The organism is Marinomonas sp. G8-14, assembly GCF_055808935.1.
In genome coordinates this window covers 346,145-363,298 of the sequence record NZ_CM147891.1, presented here as the reverse complement: position 1 = coordinate 363,298, position 17,154 = coordinate 346,145, and the positions used below count along the sequence as shown (strand labels likewise).

The 17,154-nt window shown below is 46.2% G+C and carries 15 protein-coding genes; 4 read left to right on the top strand and 11 right to left on the bottom strand.

Annotated features, from left to right (window positions below):
- Window positions 1–366: 366 nt before the first annotated feature.
- Together fdhD and AC0L6V_RS01760 are read left to right on the top strand one after the other, a co-directional pair.
- A complete protein-coding gene (gene fdhD, locus AC0L6V_RS01765) occupies window positions 367–1,206 on the top strand; it encodes a formate dehydrogenase accessory sulfurtransferase FdhD (protein ID WP_409419272.1) in 840 nt (279 codons plus the stop codon).
- Complete coding sequence (locus AC0L6V_RS01760; protein WP_409419271.1) at window positions 1,199–3,526, top strand: FdhF/YdeP family oxidoreductase; 2,328 nt, start codon at window positions 1,199–1,201, stop codon at window positions 3,524–3,526. The genes fdhD and AC0L6V_RS01760 overlap by 8 nt, the downstream gene beginning before the upstream one ends.
- 166 nt (window positions 3,527–3,692) lie before the next feature.
- Here the strand turns inward: AC0L6V_RS01760 and AC0L6V_RS01755 are convergent, their stop codons facing one another.
- Window positions 3,693–5,147: a TrkH family potassium uptake protein gene (locus AC0L6V_RS01755; protein WP_265217029.1), complete on the bottom strand. Its 1,455-nt coding sequence runs from the start codon at window positions 5,145–5,147 to the stop codon at window positions 3,693–3,695.
- Window positions 5,148–5,431: 284 nt separating this feature from the next.
- Here AC0L6V_RS01755 and AC0L6V_RS01750 point away from each other — a divergent pair, with 284 nt between their 5' ends.
- Window positions 5,432–5,557: a hypothetical protein gene (locus AC0L6V_RS01750; RefSeq protein ID WP_409419270.1), complete on the top strand. Its 126-nt coding sequence runs from the start codon at window positions 5,432–5,434 to the stop codon at window positions 5,555–5,557.
- 94 nt (window positions 5,558–5,651) lie between these two features.
- On the opposite strand, the gene AC0L6V_RS01745 is transcribed toward AC0L6V_RS01750, so the two are convergent.
- From AC0L6V_RS01745 to AC0L6V_RS01700, 10 genes are all read right to left on the bottom strand, one after another.
- Entirely contained in the window at window positions 5,652–6,584 is a 933-nt protein-coding gene (locus AC0L6V_RS01745; RefSeq protein ID WP_265217027.1) for an electron transfer flavoprotein subunit alpha/FixB family protein, read from the bottom strand.
- Window positions 6,581–7,333 (bottom strand): electron transfer flavoprotein subunit beta/FixA family protein, encoded by a 753-nt coding sequence (locus AC0L6V_RS01740; RefSeq protein WP_265217026.1) that lies wholly within the window; start codon window positions 7,331–7,333, stop codon window positions 6,581–6,583. The genes AC0L6V_RS01745 and AC0L6V_RS01740 overlap by 4 nt, the downstream gene beginning before the upstream one ends.
- Before the next feature lie 35 nt (window positions 7,334–7,368).
- Complete coding sequence (locus AC0L6V_RS01735; protein ID WP_111639332.1) at window positions 7,369–7,779, bottom strand: acyl-CoA thioesterase; 411 nt, start codon at window positions 7,777–7,779, stop codon at window positions 7,369–7,371.
- A gap of 11 nt (window positions 7,780–7,790) precedes the next feature.
- Entirely contained in the window at window positions 7,791–9,656 is a 1,866-nt protein-coding gene (locus tag AC0L6V_RS01730; protein ID WP_409419269.1) for a feruloyl-CoA synthase, read from the bottom strand.
- A gap of 115 nt (window positions 9,657–9,771) precedes the next feature.
- Complete coding sequence (locus AC0L6V_RS01725; protein ID WP_265217016.1) at window positions 9,772–10,032, bottom strand: acyl-CoA dehydrogenase C-terminal domain-containing protein; 261 nt, start codon at window positions 10,030–10,032, stop codon at window positions 9,772–9,774.
- Window positions 10,019–11,551 carry an acyl-CoA dehydrogenase family protein gene (locus tag AC0L6V_RS01720; RefSeq protein WP_418138711.1) on the bottom strand — a complete coding sequence of 511 codons (1,533 nt, stop codon included), beginning with the start codon at window positions 11,549–11,551 and terminating at the stop codon, window positions 10,019–10,021. The genes AC0L6V_RS01725 and AC0L6V_RS01720 overlap by 14 nt, the downstream gene beginning before the upstream one ends.
- Before the next feature lie 27 nt (window positions 11,552–11,578).
- Entirely contained in the window at window positions 11,579–12,346 is a 768-nt protein-coding gene (locus tag AC0L6V_RS01715; protein ID WP_265217014.1) for a 3-hydroxyacyl-CoA dehydrogenase, read from the bottom strand.
- Window positions 12,347–12,392: 46 nt separating this feature from the next.
- On the bottom strand, window positions 12,393–13,154 hold the full coding sequence (locus AC0L6V_RS01710) for a crotonase/enoyl-CoA hydratase family protein (RefSeq protein WP_265217012.1): 762 nt from the start codon (window positions 13,152–13,154) through the stop codon (window positions 12,393–12,395).
- A gap of 20 nt (window positions 13,155–13,174) precedes the next feature.
- On the bottom strand, window positions 13,175–14,383 hold the full coding sequence (locus AC0L6V_RS01705; protein WP_265217011.1) for a thiolase family protein: 1,209 nt from the start codon (window positions 14,381–14,383) through the stop codon (window positions 13,175–13,177).
- A gap of 163 nt (window positions 14,384–14,546) precedes the next feature.
- Window positions 14,547–15,983: an acyl CoA:acetate/3-ketoacid CoA transferase gene (locus AC0L6V_RS01700; RefSeq protein WP_418138710.1), complete on the bottom strand. Its 1,437-nt coding sequence runs from the start codon at window positions 15,981–15,983 to the stop codon at window positions 14,547–14,549.
- A gap of 282 nt (window positions 15,984–16,265) precedes the next feature.
- On the opposite strand from AC0L6V_RS01700, the gene AC0L6V_RS01695 reads away from it, so the two are divergent.
- Complete coding sequence (locus tag AC0L6V_RS01695; RefSeq protein WP_418138709.1) at window positions 16,266–17,123, top strand: TRAP transporter substrate-binding protein; 858 nt, start codon at window positions 16,266–16,268, stop codon at window positions 17,121–17,123.
- Window positions 17,124–17,154: the final 31 nt, after the last annotated feature.

Here is a 17,154-nt window from a genome sequence, read left to right as displayed (position 1 = left end):
CTCAAATATAGGACAAAAACAAAGCCATGCTTTGTAGCATATGCTTATTTTCTTGCCACTGGTGGAATGAAAATAATCACAATCCATGCCCTTTTATCCCATGGTTTTACACAACCCATACGGATAGGACATTTAACACTCAATTTTTCGGCGTAGGATACGGCATTTACCCAGTCAAAGAAACACTCACCCTATTGAAAGCATCTTCACACTGTTTTTCTAAGATATTTTTTAGATTAGCCATTTTATTAGCTAAATTTCTGTCGTTTTCTTGCATATAACACAGGCAAAATGATTGGACGCTTATAGTGACTCTACGTAGTATTAAAAGATCACTATTGAACCCTAACTCTACTGAATTAAATTATGCAGTATTCGCCTTTGTCTTTTGCCAGTTCGCAACGCGTATTTTTTAATCGTTGTGACACATCAAGTCCATTAGAGTCGACTGAGCTGGTGGAAGAAATGCCACTTGCCATCAGTATTAATGATATTTCTTATGCCGTGATGATGGCCACCCCAACCCACTTGGATGCCTTTGTCGTCGGTTTTGCTCGTAGTGAAGGCCTGATTGAACAGATTAACGATATACGGGATTTGAATATTCAGCGCACGCAAACACCACCTAGCATCGACAGTATTGCCATCAATGTAGAGCTAAGTCCACGTAGGTTTGCTCAGTTCAAACAAAAACGACAAACTCATCTTGGTGCCACAGGCTGCGGATTATGCGGCATAGAATCCTTAACTCAAGCTATCCCCAATCTAGCAACACTTCCCCCATGCCAAGTCATGGAAGAAGCGGCGCTAATCGCATTAAAATCACGTTTGTCTGAGTTCCAAATATTAGGTAACAAAACCGGGGCGGTGCATGGTGCCCTATTAATCTCACCTGACGGCAGCCCAATAGTCTGCATGGAAGACATTGGACGACATAATGCCCTTGATAAGGTAATTGGCTATGCACTGCAACAGGATATAAACTTACAGAATCACAGTGTTTTGATGTCAAGCCGATGCAGCACTGAGCTGGTACAAAAAGCCGTTCGTGTAGGACTATCCAGATTGATTCACCTAGCCTCACCAAGCACATTGGCCGTCAAGCTTGCTCAACATTACGGACTAACATTGATTCATTTACCCAAGCAAGATGCGCCTCGAGTATACGCGTCTTCAATCCAGTCAAAGGACTCAAACGATGAGTAAAAAAACCGATTTTTACACACCATACAAAGGACCGGCTGGAGGCTGGGGCGCATTACAAAGCACCACCAAACACTGGCTAAAAAGTGAAAATGCCGTACGCAATATTCACACGTTACTAAAAACCAATCAGCCCCATGGTTTTGATTGTCCAGGCTGTGCTTGGGGAGAAAAACACGACCCTGCGAAAATTCGCTTTTGTGAAAATGGCGCCAAAGCTGTTAACTGGGAAGCCACCTCTCGCAAAGTCGATGCCGCATTCATGGCCGAACATAGCGTTAGTTGGTTAAACACGCAAAGTGATTACTTCTTAGAATATCAAGGCCGACTCACAGAACCCTTGCGCTACAACCGAGAAACCGATCACTACGAAGCCATTTCTTGGGAAGACGCTTATCGACACATTGGCGAAACCCTAAAAAAACAAGCCGATCCTAACAATGTGGCCTTTTATACCTCTGGACGCGCCAGTAATGAAGCCGCGTTCTTGTATCAGCTATTCGCTCGTGCCTATGGCACCAATAATTTTCCAGATTGCTCAAATATGTGCCACGAAGCCAGTGGTTATGCGCTTACCAGCAGCATTGGTATCGGTAAAGGCACAGTGGAAATAGACGACTTCGAACTCGCAGATGCCGTCTTTGTGTTCGGGCAAAACCCGGGCACTAACCACCCTCGTATGCTAGAAACCTTAAAAGAAGTCGTGCAACGTGGCGCCCAACTACTCACCTTCAATACGCTACGGGAACGGGGTTTAGAACGTTTCCAAAACCCTCAAAGTCCAGTGGAAATGCTCACCAATGGTTCAAAACCAACCAATACCGGCTACTTCTGTCCAAAAATTGGCGGCGATATGGCAGTGGTGCGCGGTATGGTCAAGGTGCTTATCGACTTAGAAGAAGCTGCTCAACAACAAGGCAAAGCCGTTTTTGATCATGACTTTATCAAACAACATACCCAAGGCTTGGATGACTATCTTGAGCAGGTCAAACAAACCTCTTGGCAAGACATTATTGATCAATCAGGCCTAAGCAAAGAAGACATCACTCACGCTGCCAACGTTTATGCCCAAGCAGAAAGGGTTATTTTAACTTGGGCGATGGGCATCACTCAGCACCACCATTCTGTGGCGACCATCCATGAAATGGTCAACTTGATGGCATTACGTGGCAATTTGGGCAAACCAGGCGCCGGTGTTTGTCCTGTGCGCGGCCATAGTAATGTGCAAGGTGACAGAACCATGGGCATTAATGAACGCCCTTCTCAGGCATTCCTTGATGCCTTAGAAAAACGCTTCCACTTCACGCCACCACAAGAACACGGTTTGGCCGTTGTGGATACCATCCGTGCTATGCGTGATGGCAAAGTCGGTGTCTTTATCGCTCTTGGTGGTAACTTTGCCGCTGCCACACCGGACACACAAGCCACAGTGCAGGCATTAAAACAATGCCAACTTACGGTTCAAATCAGTACTAAACTCAACCGTTCTCACCTGATTACGGGCACCGAAGCGATTATACTGCCTTGTCTTGGCCGTACCGACATAGATCATCAAGCAAAAGGCCAGCAAAAAGTCACCGTAGAAGACTCTTTCAGCATGATTCATGCTTCTGGCGGCGTATTAGAACCCTTAAGCAAAGAGCAAAAATCTGAACCCGCCATTATCGCAGGCATCGCCGCGGCTACATTAGGCAATTTCCCGATCGATTGGAACGAAGTGGTCAGCGACTACGACCTAATTCGTGAGCACATCGCAGCAGTCGTTCCGGGCTTCAATGATTTTAACCAGAGAATTTTACAAGATGGTGGGTTCTATCTCGGCAACAGCGCACGAGAAAGAAGCTGGAAAACCCCTTCAGGAAAAGCCATTTGCCACAGCCATGTATTACCTGAGTCCATTTTGCCAAAACGTGCGCAAGACTTGCTGTCAGATAAAACCCTGATATTACAAACACTGCGTTCACACGACCAATACAACACCACAATTTATGGTATGAACGACCGGTACCGTGGCATAAAGGGCGAACGCAAAGTGGTCTTTATCAATCCAGCCGACATACAACGTCTCGGCTTTGAAGAAGGCCAAAGCGTGACATTGCGCTCAATTTGGGATGATGGTGTTGAGCGAAAAATCAGTGGCTTCAAACTGGTTCCTTATAGTATTCCAGCGGGCAACATTGCCGCTTACTACCCAGAAACCAACCCATTAGTTCCGCTCGATAGCCATGGGGAATTCAGCAATACGCCAACCTCAAAAAGTATTGCCATAGAGTTAGAAGCTTTCGAAGAAGAAAGCAACGACATCGCGGTTGCTACACTTTAAGTAAGACTAACTTGTTTATACGTCACTTCCTCGGAAGAGGTAGTGACGTTAAAGGTAATCACCTGTAAATCGACGGCATTCGTTTTGCGACAGCCTCTGAAGAGAAAATGACGAAGGGTTGTTAGCGGCAGAGAATGCCCCTAAAAGATGAAAAATAAAACACGGGTCAATGACGCCACATAACCGGAAAGAAAAGCACCAACACGGTAAAGTATTCTAATCGCCCTAAAATCATCGCAAAACTCATCAACCATGTCCCGGTATCACTCAATGGCGCAAAGTTGCTACCAAGTTCAGCAAACCCTGGACCCAATACATTTAAACAAGCGGCAGTGGCACTTAGAGACGCCATAAAGCTCATTCCGGTTGCCATCAATAAAAGCGTAAATACTACCGTCACAATAGCCGCCAAACACATAAAACCCATTATCGAATGGCGCACAGACTCACTGATGGTTCGCCCCTGAAACTTCATCGCAAACACGCCATTTGGATGCACTAAACGCTTGATTTCCAAACCGATTGATTTAAACGAAATAATATTACGGATGACTTTATTCCCGCCTGCCGTCGAGCCAGCGCAGCCACCAATATAACCGACAAAAATTAACACTATCGAGGTAGCAGCAGGCCAAGCACCAAAATCCGTTGCGGCATAACCTGTACTGGTAATAAATGAAATTACATGAAAAAAAGATTGGGTTATCGACACCCAAAAACCCGCTTCCGACTTTGTCTGGAAAAGAAACAAAGCCAATAGCAAGGCCACGACGGTAATAATCCATAAAAATCCGTGGGTTTCTTCGTCTTTCCAATACAGCTTAATACTACGGGCAATATAGACACGATAATGCAAAGCAAAATTGACCGCCCCCAACACCATAAAAAGGTTACAAATCCATAGAATCAGTGGACTCTGAAAATACCCCATACTGGCATCGTGGGTAGAAAAACCGCCCGTAGAAACCGTGGTAAAGCTATGACCAATTGCATCAAACGCCGACATGCCTGCCACGTAATAACTCATTGCACACAATACCGTAATCGCTAAATACACCATCCATAAGTAATGCGTCGTGCTGGACATGCGGGGAGAGAGTTTGTCGTCTTTAATCGGCCCCGGTGTTTCCGCTTTTAAAAGGCGCATGCCTCCTATATTAAGCATGGGAAGAATAGCGACCACAAAAATCACCACACCAAGGCCCCCCATCCACTGTAAAAACTGGCGATACATCAAAAAAGTGGGTGACATATCATCCAATCCAGATAAGACAGTGGCCCCAGTAGTCGTTAACGCGCTAATGGACTCAAACACCCCATCTGTAAAAGAAACCTGCGCAATCGTGATAATAGGAATGGCACCTAATATGCCAACACACAACCAAGTTAAACTGGCAAACAACATCGCCTCTCGAGTGTTTACCGAAGGCAAGGGAATCTTCTTAAAACCTACCAACAGAATCAAAGAAATAATAAAAGTAACAATAGCTGGCGTAACAAAGGCACGGCCTACACCATCCTTAAAAAACATAAAGGACAACTCGCCAAACACAAACTGGACCACGCTCATCCAGATACAAGGCATGGTCAGCAAACGCACAATCAACAATGGGCGAATCATCGGAAGCGGCCACTCCTATAAACAATCAATATCGTACAACATGATAAAATGAACGGCCAAGCCGCCTAACAGAAATGTGATTCAACCCGTGCTTTTTTAAAGACAAACCGACACAGAGTGAATTAATGCGCACACTATAAGACAATCAGACCTTTGACTCTAGGCTCAACCTTTTTCATCCGTCCAAAACATCAAAAAAACTTAAATATGTAAACAGTGTGGACGAATTGCGCATCCTGTGCTTTTATTAAACAAAACAATAAATACTTCAGAAAGGAACCGCTATGGAAAACATAATTCTCGTTGATTTTTTTCACCTCACTGCTCTTGCCACCACGGTTTGCTGTTTTTTAGTGATCAGCAGCAAACGTGTCATTGAATTGTGTTCTCAAACCCAGTCAGGCAAATAAAAAAAACCGAGCCTAAGCTCGGTTAATATCACCAAATTGACAGTTAACGGTCTTGTAGCACAGACCGTTATATTCTTATTTAAGCGCTCTCACTTTAAAGCTTACTTGTCATCTCAGGCAGAACCACAAACAGATCCCCAACCAAACCATAATCGGCCACTTGGAAAATTGGGGCATCTTCGTCTTTGTTGACCGCCACGATAACCTTAGAATCCTTCATACCCGCCAAATGCTGAATCGCGCCAGAAATACCAAATGCCATATACAGTTCTGGTGCAACGATCTTACCGGTCTGCCCAACTTGCAAATCATTCGAGACAAAACCTGCATCCACCGCCGCACGAGACGCCCCCACCGCCGCGCCTAATTTATCGGCTAAAGCTTCCACTAGCGCGAAGTTATCGCCACTGCCCACACCACGACCACCTGACACTATGCGACTGGCACTGGCAAGGTCCGGACGAGTTGACTCCGTGATGTCATCCGATTGCCAGCATGACAAAGTGTTATCTACACTAAAGCCCACCGACTCAATCTCACACGCTTGAGCACTTTGTTGAGTCGTTTTATCAAAGGCAGAGGCTCGCACGGTAATGACTTTTTTATCGTCCAATACCGTCACCGTCGCAATAGCGTTCCCCGCATAAATCGGACGTTTGAATTGCTCGGCACTCAATACCGCGCAAATATCCGACACCTGACCCACATCCAACAAGGCTGCCACTCTGGGCATAAAATCTTTCGATTCAGAGTTAGATGGGGCAATAATGTGTGAATAATGCTCGCTCAAGTGAACAATGAGATCTCCCATAGATTCTGCTAAAGCATGCTCATAGCAACCAGCGTCCGCACAGAGAACCTTACTCACGCCAGACAAACGTGCCGCCGCGTCAGCTACTGAGGCAATATTGTTACCCGCAACCAAAATATGCACGTCATTACCGATCTGATGAGCGGCGGTCAACGCAGACAAAGTAGACGAGGCCAAGGTAGTTGAAGTATGTTCTGCTACTAATAACGTAATCATGAAATCACCTTTGCTTCGTCTTTTAGTTTACTGATCAATTCATCCACCGACGCCACTTTTACGCCCGCACTTCGCATGGCTGGCGCTTCGACTTTATCTAATCGGCAATGGGCTTTTGGTGTCACGCCCAAATCTGCCATAGTCAGAGTCTCTAGAGGCTTACGTTTGGCTTTCATGATGTCTGGTAATTTGGCATAACGGGGTTCATTAAGGCGTAAATCCGTTGTCACAATCGCAGGAAGTGTCAAAGCGATCGTACGTAGACCACCATCAATCTCACGCGTCACTAACGCCGTGTCGCCGTCAATAACCAGCTGAGAGGCAAAAGTTCCTTGTGGACGCTTGGTCAACGCCGCCAACATCTGCCCCATTTGATTATTATCAGAATCAATCGACTGCTTACCCAGTATCACCAGTTCAGGCTGCTCTTTTTCAATCACTGCAGCAAACGCTTTGGCGACATTTAAAGGCTCTATTTCGCCTTCGGCCTCAACTAAAATACCACGATCAGCCCCCAATGCCATGGCATTACGCAACTGCTCTTGGCTTTGAGTGGTTCCCACACTCACAACAATGACTTCCGACGCCACACCGGCTTCCTTGAGACGTACCGCTTCTTCAACCGCAATTTCACAAAATGGGTTCATCGACATTTTAACATTGGTTAAATCCACATTACTTTGATCGGCTTTCACGCGCACCTTAACGTTGTAATCAATCACGCGCTTAACACCCACTAGTATTTTCATCTTTCTCTTGCCTTATCAATACTGTCTAACCATTTTCAACTCAACATCCGCGCTTTGACTGCTTCGGGAATGGCTTTGGCTTTTAATACTCCCGACGCATCGTGACACGCCCATACACGTTTTTCGAGGCATTCAACCGCCAGATCTTCACCATTAAATAGCTGATGACGAATGCCAAAACTGGCTCGTCCCACCTGAGTAAACTCACTCTTAATCGTGACCTGATCACCATATTTAGATGGCTTAAAAAACTGTGAGCGAGTGTCCACCATGGGAAAACCCACGTCTTTTAACTCATCACGAATATAACGAAGCGTGTAACCCATGGCCTCAAATAACGCCCCTGTTGACGCATCAAAAAAGGCAAAATATCGTGGATAAAACACGATATCGGCGGGGTCGCAATCCCCCCATTCAATGTGTAATTGACGCTCATTTTTAAACATGACGCGCCCCCTTACAGACTGATTACCAAATCCGATAGAGGCTCTTGATACAGTAATGCAATTTGATCTTCACGATGAGCTTGCACTGCACGTTGATTCAAAGAGCCTTTATCCGTAATTTCATGAGCATCAATACTCGGTGGCACAGCCTGCAAGAGAATGCGCTCAACAACGGTAGAGCTTCCCGTACTCTGTTTTGCAAACGCCACCAGCTTCTGTTTAAAGGCTTCACGTACCGCGCTATGAGCAATAATGTCTTCGTTAGTTTCCTGCAAATCATGTGGCAGAATAGCCTGACAATGGGCCCAATCAGGAAAAATTAACGCGGTGATATAACTACGATTAGTCCCGCATAACACAACATCTTGCACAAAGGGCGCAAAGGCACTGATGAATTTTGCCCGCAAGGTTCCCGCACTCACCCAAGTACCGCTGTCCAATTTAAAATCTTCGGACACTCGGCCATCAAAACGAAAACCACGCTGTGGCGCGTTTTCATCAAGATAAGCAATGGCGTCACCTAAACAATAATAGCCTTCTTCATCAAATGCTTTCGCTGTCAATTCTGGTTGACGCCAGTAACCCGGCATCACGGTTTCCGCTTTGACACGCGCTTCTAACTTACCTTCATTTGGCACCAACTTGATAGAAACCCCAGGAGCTGGCACGCCAATCACACCGGACGTGGATTCTTCAACCGAGGCAAAGGTCGCAGAAGGCGCGGTTTCCGTACAACCCAACCCAGTCACCATGGGGATTTTCTTGCCCGTATATTGAATCGCCAAAGCATCCAAATCATCCCAAATATGCTGAGCCAAACCCGCTGCGGCAAAAAAAGTAAACTGTAAACGGGCAAAAAACTTCTCTGCAAGCTCACTGTCGGCTTTTAAATGTTTCACCAACAACTCAAAGCCTTTTGGCACGTTAAAGTACACAGTAGGCGAAACCTCGGCCAAATTACGTAAGGTCTTGGCAAACAGTTTTTCGGTTGGTTTACCGTCATCAAGATACAGACTGCCGCCGTTATACAAGGCAATCCCGATGTTATGGTTGCCACCAAATGTATGATTCCAAGGCAACCAGTCCACCATAATCGGCGGCTGATCTTTCAAAAACTGCATAACCTGATGAATCATCACCTGATTAGCACAAATCATACGCTGAGTATTGATCACGCCTTTTGGCATGCCTGTGGTGCCAGATGTAAACAAAATCTTCGCAATCGTATCACCAGTAACCTGAGCGTTCTGTACATCAACCGCCGTAGATTCTGGGTAATCCCAAGCAGATTGAAAGGAGATAATAGGATTAGCAATCTTTGCCGCTACTGCGTTTTCAAGAGTATTCCCTTTCAACACCATCACGGGGATTTGATCATCATGACATACAGCTTGAATGGCAGATTCATAAGGCGCTAATTCATCAACCACTATCATACCAGGGGTCAAAATATCAAAAATCCCCTGCAGTTTTGTGTAGTCCGTCGCAATAAGAGAATACGCGGGAGAGAGCGGCGAATGAGCAATGCCAACATACATGCCCGCTAAGGCCAGCATTAAATGCTCCAAACTGTTGCCACACAGAAAGACAATTGGACGCTCAACCGAAACAGGCTGGGTCAATAGCCAAGAGGCGATTTTACGCACTCTGGTCACCGCCTGTGCATAGGTTACCTTATGCCAATCACCTTGTTCATCGCGTTCTGCAACAAACAATTGGTCTGGTGTTTTTTCCGCCCAATATTCAAGCTGATCCGTCCAACAACGCGCGTAGTCATCTAACGCCTTTTGACTATTAATGATTTGCACACCATCCTCTCGTTTCTCAATATCAATAGGATGGGCAACGACTTTAATAGGATGAAATTCACCGTTCATTTTTTGCTCCCACAACCACTTTGGTTATTTTTATGCGGCTAGAGTGTTAGGGCGTGATTTATTAACCACGGCCGAATTGTTATTGTTTTCTCGACTTCAGACCTTACGGCCTATTTTAAAATTCATATTCGCTAAGACCTAAGCCAGCGTTTTCAACGACCTTCAACGCCGCCATGGCTGACGGCAAACGGTAAGCACCATAAAAAGCCACCATGGCCTTAATATTTTGCTCGTAAGAGGCATCATAACTGCCCTCTACTTGCTGATAAGACAAGGTGTTACAAAGCTGCCAAATACAACACAGCACACCCATCGCTTCTAAAAATGGCACAGATACGGCATGCAGAGTCTCAGCATCAGAGTCATCGTTTAACAAGCGCGAGGCTCAATACAGCTTTCACCGCAGCAACCACTTGCAAGGCTTCTTTCGCCATAGGCGCCAACATCACGTCTGACTCAAAAGGGCGAATATATTGAGCCATTTCTGCCAACAACTCAGTTACCGCCTTACCCTGATCACCACGCACTTTTCTAAACACCAAGTCTCGGGCTTGAATCCCCGTTGTGCCTTCATAAATCGTCGTAACCCGTGCATCACGCATGATTTGCGCGACGCCGGTTTCTTCCACAAAGCCCATACCGCCAAACACCTGAACCACTTGCCCCGCCATCACATTGGCGCGCTCGGTGGCAAAGGCTTTAAAAATCGGTGTCAACAAAGCGACTCGTTCTTTTTTCGATTGACTGTTTTTCGAGGAATGATCAGCCGCCTCGGTCGCATCAATTTGCGCCGCAATCTGATAACCCAAAGCACGTAAGGCAAAGGTTTCCGAACGCATCTCTAGCAACATGCGCTTCACATCAGCGTGTGCAACAATGGCCACTTTTTCGCCTTGTTTATTTGTCCCTTGGGTGCGCTCATGGGCGTAGGCCAAAGCACGTTGATAACCTAATTCACCTAAGGCCACGCCTTGCAAACCACAACTTAATCGGGCTTCGTTCATCAACACAAACATCGCCATTAAGCCTTGATTCAGCTCCCCCACTAACTCGCCAATACAATTGTCTTGATCGCCATAACTAATGGAGCAGGTTGGGCTGCCATGAAGTCCCATTTTGTGCTCAATGCCAGTGCAACGAATATCGTTAAATTCTCCTAACGCCCCGTTGTCCGTCACCCGATATTTGGGCACGATAAATAACGAAATGCCGCGACTCCCTGCTGGCGCATCAGGGGTTCTCGCCAATACCAAATGAACAATATTGTCAGTTAGATCATGCTCACCATAGGTAATGTAAATTTTCTGGCCTTTAATGGCATAAGTGCCATCCGCTTGCGGAATCGCCTTAGTGTTAAGTGCCCCTAAGTCCGATCCGGCATTAGGCTCAGTCAACGCCATTGCCACGGTCCATTCACCACTGACAATGTTGGGCAAATAGCGGTTTTGAATGGCGTCGCTGGCAAAGTTCAATAGAATCTCTGAACCGCCTTGAGCCAAGGCTTGAAACATCACAAAGGCCAAATTAGCCGACAGCCACATTTCATTAACCGGCTGAGCGATGTACTTAGGAAGACCTTGTCCACCAAATTTTTCTGGCAACGCCAGACCAATCCAACCTGATGCAGCAAATTGCTGATACGCCTCTTGCCAGCCATCTGGTGTGATGACTTTTCCCTGTTGCCCATGGCCGTCTTGAAAACGACAGCCTTGCACATCGCCAACGGAATTCAATGGCGCAAGCACGCCAGCGGCGAATTTCGCCGCTTCTTCCATCACCGCATTGGCCAATTCAGGATCAAAACCGTCTAGCGACTCCAGCGTCGCTAAACCTTGTTGATGATAGGCTTGTGCCACCAGCCGTTGCATATCTTTATAAGGCGCTTGATAGGTCATCATCGACTCCAGAATACAATCATCAAACTATTTCGCAGCCATACGAATCGCACCATCAAGACGAATCACTTCGCCATTGAGCATGCCATTTTCAATGATATGTTGCGCTAACGCAGCGTATTCATCTGGCTCGCCAAGACGCGGTGGGAATGGTACAGATTCGCCCAAAGACTTTTGCACCTCTTCTGGCAACACATCCATCATGGGAGTTTTGAATAAGCCTGGCGCTATGGTCATCACACGAATACCAAAGCGTGCTAACTCACGGGCAATCGGTAACGTCATGGCACAAACCCCACCTTTAGAAGCCGCATAGCCTGCTTGACCAATCTGACCATCAAACGCCGCCACAGACGCCGTATTAATAATCACACCACGCTCTAAATTCGCTTCTGGCTCGTTGTGCTGCATCTTGTCAGCCACCAAACGAATCATGTTAAACGTACCGATTAAGTTTACTGACACCGCACGCTGAAACGACGCCAAACGATGTGGGCCTTCACGACCAACAATACGTTCTGCGCCTGGAATACCCGCGCAGTTGACCAAACCACTGATCGGACCAAACGCCTCAACCGCTTGATCAATCGCATTTTGCACCGAATCTTCGTCAACGATATCCGTCACACAACCTTGCACACGCTCACCTAAAGCCGCTTTCACACGGGTCAAGCCCGCTTCATTCACATCGGCTAAAGTAACTTTTGCGCCTAAACCATGTAAACGACGCGCAACCGCCTCACCAATACCCGAAGCCGAACCGGTCACCACAAAATGTTTGTCTTGAATTTGCATCTAAATACTCCTGATCTTGCTGTTATTTTTATTACCAAGGGCAAACTTACTTCGCTTTTTTACGGTTCAAAAACGCATCAATACGTGCTTTAACTTCGTCGCTGGTTTGCGTAATACCGCAAATCAATGACTCGGTGTACAAACCTTCTTGTGCCGACATGTTGCTAATACGACCAAGCCCAGTCGTCATTGCCCAATTAGAATATTTTGAGTTTTTGCCGATGCCTTCTGCTATCTCAAAGGCTTTCGCTAACGCTTCACCGTTGCCAACCACATAATGCGCTAAACCAATACGTAGACCTTCGTCGGCTTTGACATCTCGACCCGTCAACATCATTTCTGTCATACGACTAACACCGATCACATTCGCCACGTTGACGGACGCACCACCACCGACAAAAATGCCATGCTTGCCTTCAGGTAAACGATAGAAAGTATTTTCTTCACTGACTCGCACGTGAGCACAAATTGCCAGCTCCAAACCACCACCAATCACAGCACCATGCATAGCAGCGACAACCGGAATACCAGAATCACTAATATGACCAAATACCCGATGCCACATGTTGGAATGCTTCACCACTTCAAAAGGCTCACGGGCTTTGTGCTCTTGTAAATCAAGACCAGAGCAAAATTCAGGGCCATTACCAGAAAACACAATGACATTGACATCATCGGTTAAATTCAAAAACACCTGCTCAATCTCAAGACATAAACTGTCATTGATCGCATTTTTCTTCTCAGGGCGATTCAGCTGCAGATGCGCAATGCCATTTTCTACGGAGTAATTAATAAATTGATAAGTCATCTTGGATTACCTTTAAAATTTTATAATGAGCGATCTGAAACCTTGATAACCACCGCCATACCGGTATCACCTGCCGCACAACCGGTAAACAAACCATAACCGCCGCCTTTTATGACCAGCTCTTCAATCAGCTCAATAATGGCGCGCATACCGGTTGGTCCTTGAGGGTGCCCCCAAATCAACGAACAACCATAGTTATTCATCGTCATCACATCGATGCCCATGGCTTTCGCCAAAGCCACATCATTCACCGCAAATGGGTTGTGCGTTTTAATGGCGGAAACTTGTTTGATATCAATACCCGCTACCGCTAGGGCGCGTTTCGCCGCCTCAATGGGCGCGGCTGGCATATAAGCAAGATCATCACGAGCTTGCCCAAAACCTAGCACTTCAATTCTGATTTCAGGACGAGCCGTCAGGGATGCCACATCTTCGGAGCGACAAAGAATCGCCGACGCATTACCGTCAGCGGGATGCGTTTGGTTACCGTAGGTAATGACTCCGCCTTCTTGAATTGGCTTCAGCTTCTGCAGGCCTTCTAGCGTCGTTGGGAACACCCCTTCATCACCCGTAATGACCGTTTCTTCTTTTTTGAAGTTAGCGGTTGGCACAGACAACGGCAGCGTCATATAACGCTTTTGAAAAGCTTGATCGTCTTTTAACGCATCTTGATACTGCTCATAACGACGGAAAGTAACCAGATCCAATTCTTCACGGGTGATATCAAAACGCTTAGCGACGTTTTCACCGGTTTGCATCATCGAATGACCGCCCACACAATCGTTCATCATGTTGTAAGTCACTTGATCTTCTGACGCGCCAGCTGGGCCTTTGGCATTCGGATAATAAATATGTGGGCCATTTGAGCAACGATCTGCTGTGATCAACAAAGACACATTCGCCATGCCACAAACAATTTCGGATGCGGCAGCAAACAAACCACGAGCACTGGTCGCACACACTTGATTCACCGCATGGCCTGCGGTGTTTACCGCACCAATGTCATACAAAGGCCAAGGCGCACCGTTGAAAGATTGGTACTGGTTCACCGTCATACCCAATACGCCTGAGTCAAAAATCAACGGATCGATATGACGTTTGGCTAACTCGGCTTTCGCCACATGGGCGGCAAACTTCATTGAATGCAAATGCTGTAATGAGCCTTGCCACTTAGTGAACGGCGTACTCCAATAAGCGCCGTAAGGAATTTCGACATTCTTGATAGACATAAAATTTTCTCGCTTATCGATTATTGTTGTTTTTATAACTGAACGTCTGATGCCATGATGCTGGCCAAGCCACCCCATTGTTCGGCAAAAATGGCTTCTGGCATGGTTTTAAGATCGTCTGCTATCACAGGTCTAAACGCCATGGCACTCAATACGTCTTTTTCTAGATCCAAACCCGGGCGATTTCAGTCAGCACCATACCTTCTTGACGCAACTCAAGAACACAACGCTCTGTGACGAACACCACAGGCTGATGATTGGCACGCGCCACCGCACCACTAAAGGTAATGTGATCCACCGCTTCGACAAACTTCTGCACCTTGCCTTCTTCTAGCACTTTCATCTTGCCGTTTTCGAAACCAAGCTTAGCGCCGTTCACCAAGGTGCCGCAGAACACCACTTTTTTAGCGCTCTGGGAAATATTGATAAAACCACCCGGCCCGACGACTTTAGGACCAAATTTACTGACGTTTAAATTGCCATCTTTGTCTGCTTGCGCCAGTCCCAAGAAGGCAATATCCAAACCGCCACCGTCATAAAAATCGAACTGTGCTTCGTGTTCAATAATGGCATCCGCATTCCACGCGGCGCCAAAGTCACCGCCAGAGGCTGGAATACCGCCATAAGTGCCAAGCTCGGTTGTTAAAGTAAACAAATGAGAGACTTTTTCTTCTGCTGCAATAGCGGCAACACCGTCAGGCATACCAATACCAAGGTTCACCATAACGTTGGCTTTCAACTCCATGGCTGCCCGACGGGCAATCACTTTTCGATCACTAAATGGCATAGGCGGCAACGCGTTTAATGGCACCCGTGAGTTACCTGCTAAGCCTGGGTTATAGGTGGTTGTAATGGTTTGTTTGTGATCTTCAGCAGGCGCGACGGTGATGTAATCTACCAATACGCCCGGCACTTTGACTTCTTTTGGATGAATTGAGTGTCGTTCAGCGATGTATTTCACTTGCGCAATGACAATACCACCGCTGTTTTTAGCGGCTTGGGCCATAGGTAAGATTTCCGCTAACATAGCTTCTTCTTCTACGGACAAATTGCCATTTTCGTCAGCGGTTGTGGCGCGAATGACCACCACATCTAATGGGAATTTTTTATATAGTAACCACTCTTCGTCTTCAATCGTGATGCGCTTGACCAAGTCTTCCGTGGTTAAAGACGTGACCTTACCGCCGCTAATTAAAGGATCAACATAGGTCCCCATGCCGACTTTAGTAATGACGCCCGGTTTATTCCCTGCAATCTGACGCCACATAGTCGTCAATACGCCTTGCGGCAACAGGTAGGCTTCAATGGCATTATCTGTGATCATCTGCGCCATTTTGGGCGCTTGACCGGTATGACCAGAGATCAAACGCTTCACCAAATTCGGATGCGCCATGTGCGACATGCCAGCCTCTTTACCATTACCACAACCACAGTCATGAATTAACGTTAACTGTTGTGGGTGCCCTGTCTCGATGAAGCGTTGCTCAACGGCCTTAGCAACACCTTCGGCAAAATACGACATGCCCACTGTAGACCAAGCTACATTGGCACCATCAGGGATCAAATCGGCGGCTTGCGCTAGGGAAATAACCTTACTCATTTTTACCCTCACATCTGTTTTATATTTGTTTAATTAGTTGGGGATTTTTTAATGTTGTACATTACAACTATTTTTATTACAAACTTTTTTTGAGGGCGTTACTTTTTTTGAATACCTTGAGTGAAAATTCTATAAAGACGATTGTTGAAAAGCACAACAATTTGTGTCAAAAAGGTATTATTCTTAGGAAGGAATGTGAAAAAGAATGGCGGATATCATTATTTGTCATCGCTTTAACAATAAAAAAAGCACTTACATAACAAAAACAATCAGGTGATTAAAATGAATAAAATAAAACTAAAAAGCTTGGCGCTTCTTGCGGGCTCAATCCTGTCAATCAATGCCATCGCGGCGGATCCTGAATATACATTCAAGCTGCACCACATGCTGCCACCAGCATCTAATGCGCACGCCAACTTCTTGCAGCCTTGGGCTGAACAAGTTGAAAAAGATTCAAACGGTCGTATTCACATTGAGCTTTACCCTTCTATGCAACTAGGCGGTAGCCCTCCACAGTTATTCGACCAAGTCCGCAAAGGCATCGTTGATCTAACATGGACGGTCGGTGGTTATACACCTGGACGTTTCCCTAAAGCCACCGTATTTGAACTGCCTTTTGTGCCAGTTAATGCTCGCGTTACCAGTATGGCCTTACAAGAATACGCCGAAACAGAAATGCAAGATGAACTAAAAGATGTTCACTTGCTTGCAATGCACACGCATTTCCCTGGCTCTCTTCACTCTCGTGAAAAAGACATTAAAACACTAGAAGACCTAAAAGGTCTTAAAGTACGTGCGCCGAACAAAATGCTTGCTGACGCCTTAAACATCATTGGTGCCAATACGGTATTCATGCCTGTACCAACCATGCCAAGCGCCCTTTCCAAAGGGGTTATTGATGTCACTGCGCTACCATTTGAAGTCGTTAAACCACTTAAAATTCAAGAGTTGGCGACACACCAAACCGAGTTTAAAGGCGACCGAGGCTTCTATACTCAATTCTTCATTTTCGCGATGAACAAAGACAGTTACGCCAAATTGCCTGACGATCTTAAAAAGGTCATCGATCAAAACTCTGGTGTTCCTTTAGCAGGTTTCATTGGCGACGCCTTTGATGCTTATGAAGTTGTAGCTTCGTAAAGAAGCGGTTGATCGTGGCAATACTTTCAAT